This window comes from Silicimonas lutimaris, assembly GCF_047314965.1.
Taxonomy (GTDB): Bacteria; Pseudomonadota; Alphaproteobacteria; order Rhodobacterales; family Rhodobacteraceae; genus JAVJUV01.
In genome coordinates this window covers 49,760-63,750 of sequence record NZ_JBLBVK010000052.1, presented here as the reverse complement: position 1 = coordinate 63,750, position 13,991 = coordinate 49,760, and the positions used below count along the sequence as shown (strand labels likewise).

The window sequence follows — 13,991 nt, the reverse complement described above, 5'->3', positions numbered from 1 at the left end:
TGCGCGAAGACTATACAGGACACTCGATTAGGACCGTCCCCAGGGGCGGTCCTTGTCGTTCATTGTGGTCTGCCGACCGTGCACGGGTCGCCGACAATGGTGCGCGTCTCTTGCCAGGGGCGCGTCATCCTTGCTTTACGCCTTGAAAGGAAGCGTATATTCGGTGCTCCTGCCCGGAACCACAAGTGACGCCCATGACCAGCCTGAATGATATCCGCTCTACCTTTCTGAGCTACTTTGAAAAGAACGGCCATGAGGTCGTCGACTCATCGCCGCTCGTGCCGCGCAATGACCCGACGCTGATGTTCACGAACTCGGGCATGGTTCAGTTCAAGAACCTGTTTACCGGACTGGAGCGACGGGATTACGTTCGGGCGACCACCAGCCAGAAATGTGTCCGCGCCGGCGGCAAGCACAACGATCTGGACAATGTCGGCTACACGGCCCGGCATCATACCTTCTTTGAAATGCTGGGAAATTTCTCGTTCGGCGATTATTTCAAGAACGAGGCTATTCCCTATGCCTGGAACCTGCTGACGCAGGATTTTGGCATCGACAAGTCACGTCTTCTGACGACGATTTATCACACAGACGACGAGGCGTTCGAGATCTGGAAGAAGGTCGGGGTGCCGGAGGACCGGATCATCCGGATCGCGACCAGCGACAACTTCTGGCAGATGGGGCCGACGGGCCCGTGCGGACCCTGCACCGAGATTTTCTATGACCACGGCGACCATATCTGGGGCGGACCGCCGGGCAGCGCCGAGGAGGATGGCGACCGGTTCATCGAGATCTGGAACGTCGTCTTCATGCAGAACGAGCAGTTCGAAGACGGCTCGATGCGGGCACTCGACATGCAGTCGATCGACACCGGCATGGGGCTGGAGCGGATCGGCGCGCTTTTGCAGGGCAAGCACGACAACTACGACACCGATACGATGCGGGCGCTGATTGAGGCTTCTGCCCACGCGACCTCGACAGATCCCGATGGCGAAGGCAATGTCCATCACCGGGTCATCGCGGATCACCTGCGTTCGACTGCGTTCCTGATCGCGGAGGGTGTCCTGCCGTCGAACGAGGGGCGGGGCTATGTGCTGCGCCGGATCATGCGGCGCGCGATGCGGCACGCCCATTTGCTGGGTGCGAAAGACCCTGTCATGCACCGTCTCGTTGCCGAGTTGGTGCGTCAGATGGGAGATCATTACCCGGAGCTTGGCCGGGGCAAGGCTCTGATCGAGGAAACGCTGAAGGCTGAAGAAAGCCGGTTCAAGGCAACGCTGGATCGCGGGTTGAGCCTGTTGGACGAGGCCGTGGCGGATTTGCCTGAAGGCGAGAAGATGCCCGGTGAAACGGCATTCAAGCTTTATGACACCTATGGCTTCCCGCTGGACCTGACCGAGGACGCGCTTCGGGAAAAGGGTATCAAGGTCGATCTGGCGGGCTTCAATGAAGCGATGGATGCTCAGAAGGCCAAGGCTCGGGCCGCATGGTCGGGATCGGGCGAGGCCAAGGATGCCGAGGTCTGGTTCGAGATCGCGGAGGCCCATGGCGCGACCGAGTTCCTTGGCTACGAGACCGAGAAGGCCGAAGGCCAGGTTCTGGCCATCGTCGAGGACGGTAAGCTGACGAATGCCGTATCGGCGGGCCAGACCGCCTGGATCGTTACGAACCAGACTCCGTTTTATGGTGAATCGGGTGGTCAGGTCGGTGATACCGGGTGGTTCCGTTCGATCGAGGATCATGACATCCACGGCAGCGTTTCGGATACCCAGCGCTTTGCTGGCGGGCGCGTCTTTGCGCATCGGGTGACGCCCGAGGCAGGCACGCTGAAGAAAGGCGCACCGGTCAGGCTGGAAGTGGACCACAACCGGCGGACGGCGATCCGCGCGAACCACTCGGCGACGCACCTTTTGCACGAGGCGCTGCGTCAGGCGCTTGGCGAACATGTCGCTCAGAGGGGCTCGCTGAACGCGCCCGACCGTCTGCGCTTCGACTTTAGCCACCAGAAGGCTTTGTCGGGAGACGAGTTGCGGCAGGTCGAGGACGAGGTGAACGCCTTTATCCGTCAGAACACGCCCGTCGAGACCCGGATCATGACGCCGGACGACGCGCGCGCCATAGGGGCGCAGGCGCTGTTCGGCGAGAAATACGGTGACGAGGTGCGCGTCGTCTCGATGGGACGTGCCGAAACCGGCAAGGGCCTTGATGGCGACACCTGGTCGATCGAACTTTGCGGCGGCACGCACGTGTCCCGGACCGGCGATATCGGGCTTTGCGTGGTGCTGGGTGACAGTGCGTCGTCTGCTGGCGTGCGCCGTATCGAAGCGTTGACCGGGGACGCCGCGCTTCGGCACTTGGGCGAGCAGGACTTGCGGGTGCGCGAGGTTGCAGGAGTTCTGAAGGCCCAACCCTCGGAAGTGGCAGAGCGGGTCAAAGCGCTGCAGGCCGAGCGCAAGGCACTGGCTGCGGAAGTGGCCGATCTGCGTCGCCAACTGGCAATGGCCGGGGGCGGCAGCGGTCAGTCTGCGCCCGAGGCCGAGACAGTCAACGGGATGGCGTTCCATGCGCAGGTGCTGTCGGGTGTTTCCGGCAAGGACCTTCCACCTCTGATCGACGAGCATAAGGCGCGTCTGGGGTCGGGCGTGGTTCTGCTGATGGCCGATGCTGGCGGCAAGGCCGCCGTGGCTGTCGGCGTGACCGACGATCTGACTGGAAAGGTGTCGGCTGTGGATGTGCTCCGAGCAGCCGTCGTGGAACTGGGGGGCAAGGGCGGTGGCGGCCGTCCGGACATGGCGCAAGGTGGCGGAGCTTCGGTTGCGAATGCGGACGCGGCTATCGCGGCAGCAAGACAAGCTTTGGGAGGATAAGATGGGTGCACTCTGGATTGCGCATGTGACCGTTACGGACGCCGAGCGCTATGGAAAATACGCCGAACTGGCGGGGCCGGCCATTGCCAAGCATGGTGGTCATTTCATCGCGCGCGCAGGCCGGTTCGTTCAACTCGAGGGAAAGGAGCGGCCGCGAAACGTGGTGGCGAAGTTCCCGTCGGTCGAAGCGGCGGAAGCCTGCTATCATTCGCCCGAATACCAGGAGGCGCTGAGCCACGCGCGAGGCGCGGCGGAGCGCGAACTGGTTATCGTAGAGACCACTGATTGAGCCCATACATCACGCCGGTTCTCTTGCTGGTCGCGTCCAACGTCTTCATGACGCTGGCGTGGTACGGGCATCTGAAGTTTCCCCATACCGCACTTTGGGCGGTGGTACTTCTCAGTTGGGGCATAGCGTTGATTGAGTATTGCCTGGCCGTTCCGGCGAACCGGATCGGACATCGTGTCTACTCGGCGGCCGAGTTGAAGACGATCCAGGAGGTTATCACCCTTACTGTTTTCGCCGTATTTTCAGTTGTTTACCTCAAGGAAGCGATCACGCTGAACCACGCGTTGGGCTTTGGATTCATTGCGCTTGGGGCATTTTTTGTTTTCCGGGGGCCGTTCTGAACACCGGATGATCCGTCCGCGTTGGCAAAGCCGCAGGTTTCGGTCAATCCGGCGGCGCGAGGATGAAGGGGGTCTCGGTGTCGAACAGGATGTTCCCTGCAGCGATGCTACCGACATAGGCGCAGGGATCGGGGCGCTGCATCAGATGGGCCCATGCGTCCAGCGCAAAGCGGTCCGGAACCCAGAACGCCATGATCGCACTGAACTTCTGCCGTGACACCTGTTCTTCGGGAACGGCTTCGAGACCGATGCGCTTTCTTGCATCGTCGCTGAGGTTCCGAATCTGCAGAGCATAGGCGAGATACTCACTTGTCGCGGCGCAGGACTGGAACGGGCATGGGATCTCGTCGAATGCGGCATGCACGAGTTCGTGGAAGACAACGCTGTCGAAGTACTCCAGGGGTTCGAGCGCGCTGAACAGCGCACTGTTCGGGATCTGCAGTTCCAGTTGATCCGGGTGCAGAACCTCGATCCTGTCGTCGCTGCAATGGTAGAGACCGACGCAGTTCTCCTCGAGCTCATCCAGGAGAGTGATGTTCACCCGGCGGCTTATCGGAAGATTGCAGGCAGACAACTCCCTGGCGGCGGCCTCGACCACCTCGCAGACATGCTCCGTATATCGTGCGCCATTTTCGACGGTGAAGCGTGAATCCGGGCAAACAACAGCCTGCGCGGCGAGGGCCGAGGGCAGTAGCAGGCTGATGAGTAGGGCCGAGCAGCGCATCGCCTTCAGCCTAACCGTTATACCTGAAACGCCCAAGGTCCTTGTGTCGCGAAAGGGTCAGTCCCTTATTTGTCGGAACGCGCCGCACGCTTGCGCTCGTGGACATCGAGATAACGTTTCCGCAACCGGATGGCGTTCGGCGTGACCTCGACCAGTTCGTCGTCGTTAATGTAGGCGATGGCCTGTTCCAACGAAAGGATCGTGGGAGGGGTCAGTCTTACCGCCTCGTCCGTACCGGAGGCGCGGATATTGGTCAGCTTCTTGCCCTTCATCGGGTTCACGTCGAGATCGTTGTCGCGGCTGTGCTCACCGATGATCATGCCTTCGTAGACCTGTTCCTGCGCGCCGATGAAAAGCTTGCCGCGTTCTTCGAGGTTCCAGAGCGCGTAGGCCACCGAGACGCCGGGTTCCTGCGCGATCAGGACGCCGGCACGGCGGCCCGGGATCGGGCCCTTGTGGGGCGCCCAGCCGTGGAAGACGCGGTTCAGCACACCAGTGCCGCGCGTGTCGGTCAGGAATTCGCCATGGTAGCCGATCAGTCCCCGCGAGGGGACCAGAGCGACGATCCGGGTCTTGCCGGTGCCCGCGGGCTTCATCTCGGTCATGTCGCCCTTGCGGGGACCTGTCAGTTTTTCGATCACGGCGCCGGTGTAGTCGTCGTCGACATCGATGATGACTTCCTCGATGGGTTCATGCTGAACCCCGTCGATATCGCGGAAGATGACCTGGGGCCGGGAGATCGACAGTTCGAACCCTTCGCGGCGCATGTTCTCGATGAGGACGCCCATCTGAAGTTCCCCGCGGCCCGAGACCTCGAAGGCTTCGCCGCCGGGGGTGTCCTTGACACGGATGGCCACGTTCGATTCGGCTTCCTTCATAAGGCGCTCGCGGATGACGCGGGATTGGACCTTCTTGCCGTCACGGCCTGCGAGCGGCGAGTCGTTGATCCCGAAGGTGACCGAGATCGTCGGAGGATCGATCGGTTGCGCCGGAAGGGCGGCTTCCACGGCGAGGGCGCAAATGGTGTCCGCCACGGTCGCCTTGGTCATGCCTGCGATCGACACGATGTCTCCCGCAACGGCCTCGTCGATCGGTTGCTGAGCTAGGCCACGGAAAGCGAGGATCTTGGTGACGCGGAATTGTTCGATCTTCTGGCCAAGGCGCGAAAGCGCCTGCACGGTTGCGCCGACCTTGAGCCTGCCGCTTTCGACCCGCCCGGTCAGGATGCGGCCCAGATAGGGATCGGAACCCAGGGTGGTCGCCAGCATGCCGAAATCTTCGCCGTCGCGTTTCTGCTGACGCGGGCGGGGAACATGATGGACGATCAGGTCGAAAAGGGCCGAGAGGTCCTTCCTGGGACCATCGAGATCGGCATCTGCCCAGCCGGAACGCCCCGATGCGTAGAGATGCGGGAAGTCAAGCTGGTCTTCGTTGGCGTCGAGCGCGGCGAAGAGATCGAACACCTCGTCCAATGCCCGGTCGGGTTCGGCATCCGGCTTGTCGACCTTGTTCAGCACCACGATCGGTCGAAGACCGAGCGCCAGTGCCTTCGAAGTGACGAACTTGGTCTGCGGCATCGGACCCTCGGCGGCATCGACGAGGAGGACCACGCCATCGACCATCGAAAGAATCCGTTCGACCTCGCCGCCGAAATCGGCGTGGCCGGGTGTGTCGACGATGTTGATACGCGTGCCCTTCCACTCGACCGAGGTGCATTTGGCGAGGATGGTGATCCCGCGCTCGCGTTCGATATCGTTCGAGTCCATGGCGCGTTCGACCGTGGCCTCGCCCTTGCGATAGACGCCGGACTGCTTGAGGAGTTCGTCGACGAGCGTTGTCTTGCCGTGGTCGACATGTGCGATGATCGCAATATTGCGGAGATCCATGAAACTCTTGCCTCGGGAATTTTCAGCGGCCTTAGCCCGCCGTGCTGGCGAAGACCAGCCCTAACGTGCCACGTAGCGGTCCTTGCGATGGTTCACCGCGATAATCATGTTGACCGCGACCGCCCCGAGAAGCGACCAGAGCACCAGCATCTGGTCGAGAAATATCGCGGCGACCGCAAAGAGACAGAGATCGAAGATCAGCTGCGTCCAGCCAGCCCGAAAGCCGATCCGGTCCTGCAGAAAGAGCGCGAGAACGCCCACACCCCCCAGCGACGCGCCGTGACGGAAAAGAACGATCAGGCCAAGGCCGATGCATCCGCCGGCCAGCAGGGCTCCGACCGGTGCCGGCACGCTTTCGATCAGGAGCGTTCGTCCGAGGGTCTCGGTCATGACCGAGACCAGGGTAACGGCAATGACGCTCTTGGTCGTGAAACGCAGTCCCATCCGGGCCAGCGCCAGAACCCAGAAGGGCAAGTTGACCACGAAAAAGATCGCCCCGAAACTCCAGTGCGTCAGATATGAGCCAAGCACCGCGAGTCCTGCCGTCTGGCCGGTGATCAGGCCGAGATGGGTCAGGAAGGTGACCCCAAGCGCGCACATCGCCGTCCCCAGAATGAAGGCTTGCGCGTCCTCCCAGAGCGAGTGGTCTATGGATTTGTGCGGTTCGGCCATGTGTCAGTGGGGCGTGGTCTTGGAGAAGACGTGCAGCACGACCACACCGGCGATGATCAGCCCAAGCCCGATGATCGCGGCGAGATCCAGTTTCTGGCCGAATACCAGGAAACCCGCCAGCGCGATCAGAACGATCCCGAGGCCCGACCATATGGCATAGACCACGCCCACGGGCATGGTGCGGAGCGCGATGGAGAGAAGATAGAACGCGACCGCATAGGAAACGACGACCAGTACGCTGGGCCAGAGCCGAGTGAATTGCTGGCTGGCCTGAAGGGCCGAGGTGCCGATGGTTTCCGCAATGATGGCGGCCAAGAGCGCGATGTAATGGACGGGCATGAACAGGCCTCCTCAGCCAAGCAGCGCGTCCACATCGCCTCCGGGCATGGCCTTTGACAAGGGCGAAAAGTCACCTGAGCCGAACATCGTGTTGGCAGTGTCGCGGATCACTCCGTGGGTCACGCGGGCCAGCGCGGACCCGAGTGAAAGACGCGCTGCCCCCATGGCTGAGTAGTCCGCTCGTGGGATCAACGAATAAACCGGGCCTGCGACCAGAACGTTCACCGGCTTGTCGGTGGCGGCGATGACGCTCTTGAGATCATCCAGAGTTTTCGGAAGCGGAACGTAGAGACAGTCGGCCCCTGCCGCGTCGAAGGCGCGGATGCGGCGGATCGCTTCGTCGATGTCGTAATGCCCGTTCATCACCCCGTCCGCGCGGGCGACCAGGACGAAGTCGCGGGGCAGGGCGCGCGCGGCCGAGGCCGCAGCGCGGATGCGCTCCACGGCCTCCTCGAAGGGATAGGCCCGGTTCTCGGGCAATGCGGCGTCTTCGATGGAGATGCCTGCCAGGCCGACCTCGGCAGACAGCCGGACGGTCTCGGCGCAATCTTCCGGAGCGTGGCCGAAGCCGTTCTCGAAATCGCCCGAGACGGGCAGGTTTACGGCAGCGACAAGCGCCTGTGCGTGGGCCAGGGCTTCGTCGCGCGTCACCGTTCCACCATCGGGGCGGCCGAGAGTGAAGGCATGAGCGGCGGAGGAGGTGGCTATGGCAGGTGCCCCGAGGGCGGCGAGCATGCGCGCCGACCCTGCGTCCCAGGCATTTGCGAGGATGAACGGATCACCCTTTCGGTGCAGATCGCGAAAGCTCATGCGGCGGCCTCGGTCAGTTGGTCGTAAAGGTCGGCCAGCGTGTCCACCGCAGACAGAAGGCGCTCGTCGGCGACGGTCAACGCGACCCGGAGGTGTCCTGCGGCGGCGGTGCCGAAACTCTCGCCCGGCATGACGGCGATCCTGTGCTCATCGAGCAGCCGGTGGGCGAAAGCCTCGCCCGAGAGACCTGTCGCCCGGATGTCCAGCATCAGGTACATGGCGCCGCCCGAAGGCACGACCGGCACTCCGCGGAACCGGAGCCTGTCCTGCACATCCCTGTGGCGGCGGCGGAAAGGTTCTCCAATCCGATCCTCCAATCCCTGGCCTTGTTCGAGCGCGAACAGGCCCGCGTCCTGGATGAAGCCCGGCACGCCGTAGGTCGTGTGGGTCGAGAGATTTGCGAGATGGTCGATGGCCTCCTCCGGTCCGACGATCCAGCCCAGCCTGCTCCCCGTCATGGCGTGGCTCTTGGATAGTGATCCGATGACCAGCGTGCGCGTCTCCATGCCCGGCAACTGGCGCGGCGAAAGGTGATCACCCTCCCAGACCTGGGTATCGTAGACCTCGTCCGAGATCAGCCACAGCTCACGCTCCGTCGCGAGGGTCGCAATGCCGGTGAGCGTTTCGTGGGTATAGACGACGCCGGTCGGGTTGTTGGGCGAGTTGATCAGCAGGGATCGGGCGCCCTCGGCCCTTGCCGCTATGTCCGCGGGGTCAGGCTGAAAGCCGCGCTCGGCCCTGGCCTGCACGGGCACCGCGACGGCGCCGGTCCCGCGAATCGTGCCGGGGTAGGTCGCGTAATAGGGATCGATATAAAGCGCGCTGTCGCCGGGGTCGCAGGCCGCGCAATGTGCCGCGAAGAGCGCGGCTTGTCCCCCGGGCGTGACCAGCACATTGTCGCGCGTGGTTTTGACACCGGTTCTCCGTGCGACCCTCCGGGCCACGGCGTCGCGCAGCTCGTTGGTGCCGGGAAGTGCCGCGTAGCCGGTATGTCCGCCCCGGGCGGAGGCATGCATTGCATCGAGGATCGCCGGTTCGGTACGCCGGTCATGCTCGCCGATCGTCAACTCGATCACGTCGAGGCCAGCCGCCTTCATCTCGCGGGCCTTGCGCCAGATGTCCCAACCGTCGGAGCCGCCGCCGGTCAGGCCCTCAATTCTCTTGGAAACTTTCATGAGCAGAGAGGTCCATGAGGCCGCTCCGAAAGTCAAATCAATGTTCGTGACACCGATCTTCAACAGGAGTCATCCCCTTTCTTCCTGGCTCAAATACGGCAGCGGGTGTGGGGGACAGCGTTACCCACGCGGGTCGGCTCGCGCCAGCGAGGCGAAAAAAGCTTCCCAAGCCGGGGTTTGCCGTCTATATCCTGCCTCCATGAACCGGAACGCCGCCAACATCTGCTGCATTATTACCCGCTGACATCGTCGCGCGGGCCGGTCCCTTTCCCTCTTCAGATGACCTTGATAAAGCCCGCGCGGGACCTCTTTGCCCGAAGGAACGCGCCACATGACCGACATCCAGCTCTATAACACGGCGACCCGCCGGAAAGAGCGCTTCACACCGATCGATCACGAGAACGTACGGATGTATGTCTGCGGACCGACGGTCTATGATCGGGCGCATATCGGCAATGCGCGACCGGTCATCGTCTTCGATGTCCTGTTTCGGCTGTTGCGCCACGTTTATGGTCCCGACCACGTGACCTACGTACGGAATTTCACGGACGTGGATGACAAGATCAACGCGCGCGCCGCCGAGACCGGGCGCTCGATCCGCGAGATCACCGACGAGACCACGCGTTGGTACCTCGAGGACATGGCGGCGCTTGGCACGCTCGAGCCGACGAAAATGCCGCGCGCGACCGACTGGATCGGCGCAATGATCTCGATGATCGAGGGGCTCATCGAGGAAGGCCACGCCTATGAGGCCGAAGGCCATGTGCTATTCCGGGTACGATCCTACAAGGAGTACGGTGCGCTGTCGGGTCGGTCGGTCGACGACATGATCGCGGGTGCGCGGGTCGAGGTTGCGCCCTACAAGGAAGACCCGATGGACTTCGTCCTCTGGAAGCCGTCGACGCCGGACCTGCCGGGCTGGGAGTCTCCGTGGGGGCGCGGTCGGCCCGGGTGGCACATCGAGTGCTCTGCCATGTCTTACGAATTGCTGGGGGCCGAATTCGACATTCACGGCGGCGGCAACGACCTGACGTTCCCGCATCACGAGAACGAGATTGCGCAGTCGAAGTGCAGCGGACACGGCTTTGCCCGTGTCTGGATGCATAACGAGATGCTGCAGGTCGAGGGGAAGAAGATGTCGAAATCGCTCGGCAATTTCTTCACGGTTCGCGACCTGCTGAACCAGGGCTTTCCGGGGGAGGTGATCCGGTTCGTGTTTCTGTCGACGCATTACCGCAAGCCGATGGACTGGACGGCGGAGAAGGCTGAAGCCGCGAAAGAAGAACTCACAAAATGGCGCACCGCAACGGATGAGGTTGAACCAGGCAAAATCGATACCCGCGTTGTGGACGCATTGGCCAATGACCTAAATACCCACGGTGCAGTCACTGTTCTTAGAGAACTCTTCAAGACTGGCGACAATAGCGGATTGAAGGCGTCAGCAGCATTGCTTGGACTGCTCACTGATGCGCTTCGCTTCGATTACCAAAAACATCATGTGATATTTGGAACCGCAGCCCAATTCAACTTGACAGTGCATCCGGCTTCGATCTCGCTGGTTTCAAGCGAAGTATCTGAAATGATTGAGCGTCTCTTGGATGAGCGGGCCGAAGCACGCAAGGCAAAAGACTTCGCCCGTGCCGACGCGCTGCGCGACGGGTTCGCCGCGGCCGGCGTTCTGATCAAAGACACGCCCGATGGGGTCGAATGGGAACTAGCGCCGGACTTTGATCCCGCCAAGCTGGAGGCACTGAAATGACCCGGGAACGTCTGTACCTCTTCGACACCACGTTGCGAGACGGGCAGCAAACGCAGGGTGTCCAGTTCTCGACCGAAGACAAGATCGCGATCGCCAACGCACTCGATGCCCTTGGGGTCGATTATATCGAGGGCGGTTGGCCGGGCGCGAACCCGACTGACAGCGCTTTTTTCGAGACGCGACCGCAAACGCGTGCGACCTTCACCGCATTCGGCATGACCAAGCGGGCCGGGCGGAGTGCAGGCAACGACGAGGTGCTCGCCGCGGTTCTGAACGCCGGGACACCTGCCGTTTGCCTCGTGGGCAAGACGCATGATTTTCACGTCGACACGGCTTTGGGCATCACTCTGGAAGAAAACCTCGCCAATATCCGCGAGTCGGTGGCGCATCTTGTCGCCAAGGGGCGGGAGGCCCTGTTCGACGCCGAGCATTTCTTCGATGGCTACAAGGCGAACTCGTCTTACGCGCTGGACTGCCTGAAGGCGGCATATGAGGCCGGTGCGCGCTGGGTGGTGCTGTGTGATACCAATGGCGGCACGCTGCCACAGGAAGTTTACGAGATCACGTGCGCGGTCATGGCTGCGGGTATCCCGGGAGATCATCTCGGCATTCATACCCACGACGACACCGGGAACGCCGTCGCGTCCAGTCTCGCGGCTGTCAACGCGGGAGCCCGTCAGGTGCAGGGCACGCTGAACGGTCTGGGCGAGCGTTGTGGCAACGCCAACCTTACCAGCGTCATTCCCACGCTGCTGCTCAAGGAACCTTATGCAAGCGCCTTTGACATCGGGATCACGCGGGATGCGCTTCGGACGCTGACCCGTACCAGCCGGATGCTGGACGATATCCTGAACAGGGTTCCGTTGCGCTCGGCGCCGTATGTCGGCTCGTCCGCCTTCGCCCACAAGGCGGGGTTGCACGCGAGCGCCATCGTCAAGGATCCCTCGACCTATGAGCACATCGATCCGTCCATTGTCGGCAACAGCCGGATCGTGCCGATGTCGAACCAGGCGGGGCAGTCGAACCTGCTGAAACGTCTTTCCGACATGGGCTTGCCCGCGGAGAAGGGCGATCCGGCGCTGGCGCGCATTCTGGATGCGGTGAAGACCCGCGAGACCGAAGGCTATGCCTATGACAGCGCGCAGGCGAGTTTTGAGTTGCTGGCTCGGGCTGAACTGGGACTGGCGCCGGAATTTTTCGACGTGGAGCGCTATCGAGTGATCAGCGAGCGGCGGCGAAACGCCAGGGGCGAGATCGTGGTCGAGTCCGAAGCCGTCGTGACCATCTCGATGCGGGACGGAAGCCGGACAAGTTATTTCAAGAACGAACACGCCCAGGACATGCAGGATGACGGGCCGGTCAACGCGTTGTGGCAGGCGCTTAAGTCCGATCTTGGATCCTACCAGGCTGCGATCGAGGACATGCGTCTGACGGATTTCAAGGTGCGGATCACGCAAGGCGGTACAGAGGCCGTGACGCGGGTCATCATCGATTTCGCCGATGACGAGGGCCGGGCCTGGGCTACGGTGGGTGTCTCGGCGAATATCGTGGATGCCTCGTTCGAGGCCCTGGTCGATGCGATCAACTGGAAGCTTGTGCAGGATGCGAACGCAGTAGCGGTCGCGCCCGCATGAGCCTTCAGGCCTGCGCAGACATCGTCCAAAGGGGCGACCCCGACCGGTTTGCGGCGGCCATGGCGGCTCCGGTGGAGGCGCGGCGGGTGCTGTTTCCGCTTTATGCGTTCAATGTCGAAGTCGCGCGCGCGCCTTGGGTGGCGTCCGAGCCCATGATCGGCGAGATGCGGCTGCAGTGGTGGCGCGACGCGCTGGAGGAAGTCCGAGACGGCAAAGAGATCCGACGTCACGAGGTGACGACGCCGCTGGCCGACGTGCTGGATGCTGGCGGGGCGGAGGCCCTGGACAAGCTGGTCGCGGCGCGGCGGTGGGATCTTTACCGTGAACCCTTCGAGGACGTGACGCATTTCTCTGATTACATCCGGGCGGGAGGCATCCTGATGTGGACGGCGGCCCGTCTCCTGGGGGGGGAAGAGCGCGCCGTCGGCCGAGTGACCGCACTGGGACAGGGCGCGGCACTGGCGCGGTTTCTTCAGGCCGTTCCGGAACTGGAGGCTCGAGGGCGTATCCCGCTGGTCGATGGGCGTCCGGAGGCCGTGAGGGAGCTCGCGCGCTCCGCTTTGGCCGAGATGCCGGTTCGAGGCGACGTGAAGCGGGCTTTGCCGCGTCTTGCGCGTGCCGCCACGATCGAAGCCTGGCAAGCGCGTCCGGTGCTGGAACAGGTCGTGCGGGAACCCGCGCGGGTGTCCGAGGGGCGCCTTGGTCTCAGCGAGTTTCGAAAGCGTTTCGGGCTGTTGCACGCAACACTGTGATCAGCGACGACGGCGCACGACCGGTACCCGTGACGGTACGGTTCGGTATTGCGCCTCCGGGTTGGGCGGGTGACCGTGGGTGCGGCGCCAGAACGCGACACCTCCGCGTTTGCGCCAGAGCGGCACTGTCAGAAGCAATCCGGCGGCAAAGCCGCCCGCGTGGGCCCAGTAGGCGACGCCGCCACCCTCTGCGGGGGCGATCGAGCCCTGCAGCAATTGCAGCCCGAACCATGCCGACAGGACGATCCATGCCGGTACGGGAATGATGCGGAAGATGATGACGATGATGATCAGAATATCGACGCGCGCCTTCGGGAACAAAAGGAGATAGCCGCCCATCACGCCGGCGATTGCCCCCGAGGCGCCGATCATCGGTACGGTGCTGTCAGGGTCCGATGCGATTTGCGCGAAGGCCGCAGCCAGCCCTCCAGCCAGGTAGAAGAGCAGGAAGCCGACGTGGCCCATCTGGTCTTCCAGATTGTCCCCGAAGACCCAGAGGAAGAGCATGTTGCCTGCCAGGTGCATGAAGCCACCATGGAGAAACATGGAGGTCACGAAGGTTTCCGGCGCGGAAATCCGCGGGACGAGACCCCATTCGAAGTAGAAACGGGCGAGTTGGGTTTCGTTTGGAAAGGCAGCCGTGTAGCTGATGAACAAGCCCACGTTGAGTACGATCAGGGCCCAGGTCACATAGGGCGTACGGCCGGATGGATTGTGATCGCGGATCGGAAACATGGGCGTAC

The 13,991-nt window shown here is 62.7% G+C and carries 13 protein-coding genes; 6 read left to right on the top strand and 7 right to left on the bottom strand.

Translation table 11 applies throughout. From position 1 onward, the window contains the following. Positions 1–194 precede the first annotated feature (194 nt). From alaS to ACKLNI_RS13575, 3 genes are read left to right on the top strand one after another with little or no spacing between them, the layout of a single operon-like run. Positions 195–2,867 (top strand): alanine--tRNA ligase, encoded by a 2,673-nt coding sequence (gene alaS, locus ACKLNI_RS13585; protein WP_413719616.1) that lies wholly within the window; start codon positions 195–197, stop codon positions 2,865–2,867. A 1-nt stretch (position 2,868) separates the two neighbouring features. Continuing rightward, positions 2,869–3,156: a DUF1330 domain-containing protein gene (locus ACKLNI_RS13580; RefSeq protein WP_413719615.1), complete on the top strand. Its 288-nt coding sequence runs from the start codon at positions 2,869–2,871 to the stop codon at positions 3,154–3,156. Beyond that, a complete protein-coding gene (locus tag ACKLNI_RS13575; RefSeq protein ID WP_413719614.1) occupies positions 3,153–3,497 on the top strand; it encodes a DMT family protein in 345 nt (114 codons plus the stop codon). Before ACKLNI_RS13580 ends, ACKLNI_RS13575 begins: the two co-directional genes overlap by 4 nt. A gap of 43 nt (positions 3,498–3,540) precedes the next feature. Here the strand turns inward: ACKLNI_RS13575 and ACKLNI_RS13570 are convergent, their stop codons facing one another. The 6 genes from ACKLNI_RS13570 to ACKLNI_RS13545 form a co-directional block, all read right to left on the bottom strand. Beyond that, positions 3,541–4,221, bottom strand: a complete 681-nt coding sequence (locus ACKLNI_RS13570) for a DUF6639 family protein (RefSeq protein ID WP_413719613.1) — start codon at positions 4,219–4,221, stop codon at positions 3,541–3,543. A gap of 65 nt (positions 4,222–4,286) precedes the next feature. Next, entirely contained in the window at positions 4,287–6,107 is a 1,821-nt protein-coding gene (gene typA / locus ACKLNI_RS13565; RefSeq protein WP_413719612.1) for a translational GTPase TypA, read from the bottom strand. Between the two features lie 60 nt (positions 6,108–6,167). After that, entirely contained in the window at positions 6,168–6,779 is a 612-nt protein-coding gene (locus ACKLNI_RS13560; RefSeq protein WP_413719611.1) for a YitT family protein, read from the bottom strand. Between the two features lie 3 nt (positions 6,780–6,782). After that, positions 6,783–7,118: a DMT family transporter gene (locus ACKLNI_RS13555; protein ID WP_413719610.1), complete on the bottom strand. Its 336-nt coding sequence runs from the start codon at positions 7,116–7,118 to the stop codon at positions 6,783–6,785. A 12-nt stretch (positions 7,119–7,130) separates the two neighbouring features. Next, positions 7,131–7,928 carry an isocitrate lyase/PEP mutase family protein gene (locus tag ACKLNI_RS13550; protein WP_413719609.1) on the bottom strand — a complete coding sequence of 266 codons (798 nt, stop codon included), beginning with the start codon at positions 7,926–7,928 and terminating at the stop codon, positions 7,131–7,133. Then, positions 7,925–9,103, bottom strand: coding sequence for a pyridoxal phosphate-dependent aminotransferase (locus ACKLNI_RS13545; RefSeq protein ID WP_413719608.1), 1,179 nt, complete (start codon positions 9,101–9,103; stop codon positions 7,925–7,927). Before ACKLNI_RS13545 ends, ACKLNI_RS13550 begins: the two co-directional genes overlap by 4 nt. Positions 9,104–9,434: 331 nt before the next feature. Here ACKLNI_RS13545 and cysS point away from each other — a divergent pair, with 331 nt between their 5' ends. From cysS to ACKLNI_RS13530, 3 genes are read left to right on the top strand one after another with little or no spacing between them, the layout of a single operon-like run. After that, on the top strand, positions 9,435–10,862 hold the full coding sequence (gene cysS, locus ACKLNI_RS13540; RefSeq protein WP_413719607.1) for a cysteine--tRNA ligase: 1,428 nt from the start codon (positions 9,435–9,437) through the stop codon (positions 10,860–10,862). After that, positions 10,859–12,496, top strand: a complete 1,638-nt coding sequence (gene cimA / locus ACKLNI_RS13535; RefSeq protein ID WP_413719606.1) for a citramalate synthase — start codon at positions 10,859–10,861, stop codon at positions 12,494–12,496. The genes cysS and cimA overlap by 4 nt, the downstream gene beginning before the upstream one ends. After that, positions 12,493–13,248 (top strand): squalene/phytoene synthase family protein, encoded by a 756-nt coding sequence (locus tag ACKLNI_RS13530; RefSeq protein ID WP_413719605.1) that lies wholly within the window; start codon positions 12,493–12,495, stop codon positions 13,246–13,248. Before cimA ends, ACKLNI_RS13530 begins: the two co-directional genes overlap by 4 nt. Here ACKLNI_RS13530 and ACKLNI_RS13525 read toward each other — a convergent pair whose 3' ends face one another. Next, complete coding sequence (locus ACKLNI_RS13525) at positions 13,249–13,983, bottom strand: rhomboid family intramembrane serine protease (protein WP_413719604.1); 735 nt, start codon at positions 13,981–13,983, stop codon at positions 13,249–13,251. It abuts the gene before it with no gap. Positions 13,984–13,991 lie beyond the last annotated feature (8 nt).

Excerpts from the sequence above, each read along its gene's own strand:
- typA (WP_413719612.1), bottom strand. The coding sequence starts at position 6,107 with ATGGATCTCCGCAATATTGCGATCATCGCACATGTCGACCACGGCAAG.
- cimA (WP_413719606.1), top strand. The coding sequence starts at position 10,859 with ATGACCCGGGAACGTCTGTACCTCTTCGACACCACGTTGCGAGACGGG.
- alaS (WP_413719616.1), top strand. The coding sequence starts at position 195 with ATGACCAGCCTGAATGATATCCGCTCTACCTTTCTGAGCTACTTTGAA.
- ACKLNI_RS13560 (WP_413719611.1), bottom strand. The coding sequence starts at position 6,779 with ATGGCCGAACCGCACAAATCCATAGACCACTCGCTCTGGGAGGACGCG.
- ACKLNI_RS13550 (WP_413719609.1), bottom strand. The coding sequence starts at position 7,928 with ATGAGCTTTCGCGATCTGCACCGAAAGGGTGATCCGTTCATCCTCGCA.
- ACKLNI_RS13545 (WP_413719608.1), bottom strand. The coding sequence starts at position 9,103 with ATGAAAGTTTCCAAGAGAATTGAGGGCCTGACCGGCGGCGGCTCCGAC.
- ACKLNI_RS13580 (WP_413719615.1), top strand. The coding sequence starts at position 2,869 with ATGGGTGCACTCTGGATTGCGCATGTGACCGTTACGGACGCCGAGCGC.
- ACKLNI_RS13555 (WP_413719610.1), bottom strand. The coding sequence starts at position 7,118 with ATGCCCGTCCATTACATCGCGCTCTTGGCCGCCATCATTGCGGAAACC.
- cysS (WP_413719607.1), top strand. The coding sequence starts at position 9,435 with ATGACCGACATCCAGCTCTATAACACGGCGACCCGCCGGAAAGAGCGC.
- ACKLNI_RS13525 (WP_413719604.1), bottom strand. The coding sequence starts at position 13,983 with ATGTTTCCGATCCGCGATCACAATCCATCCGGCCGTACGCCCTATGTG.
- ACKLNI_RS13530 (WP_413719605.1), top strand. The coding sequence starts at position 12,493 with ATGAGCCTTCAGGCCTGCGCAGACATCGTCCAAAGGGGCGACCCCGAC.
- ACKLNI_RS13570 (WP_413719613.1), bottom strand. The coding sequence starts at position 4,221 with ATGCGCTGCTCGGCCCTACTCATCAGCCTGCTACTGCCCTCGGCCCTC.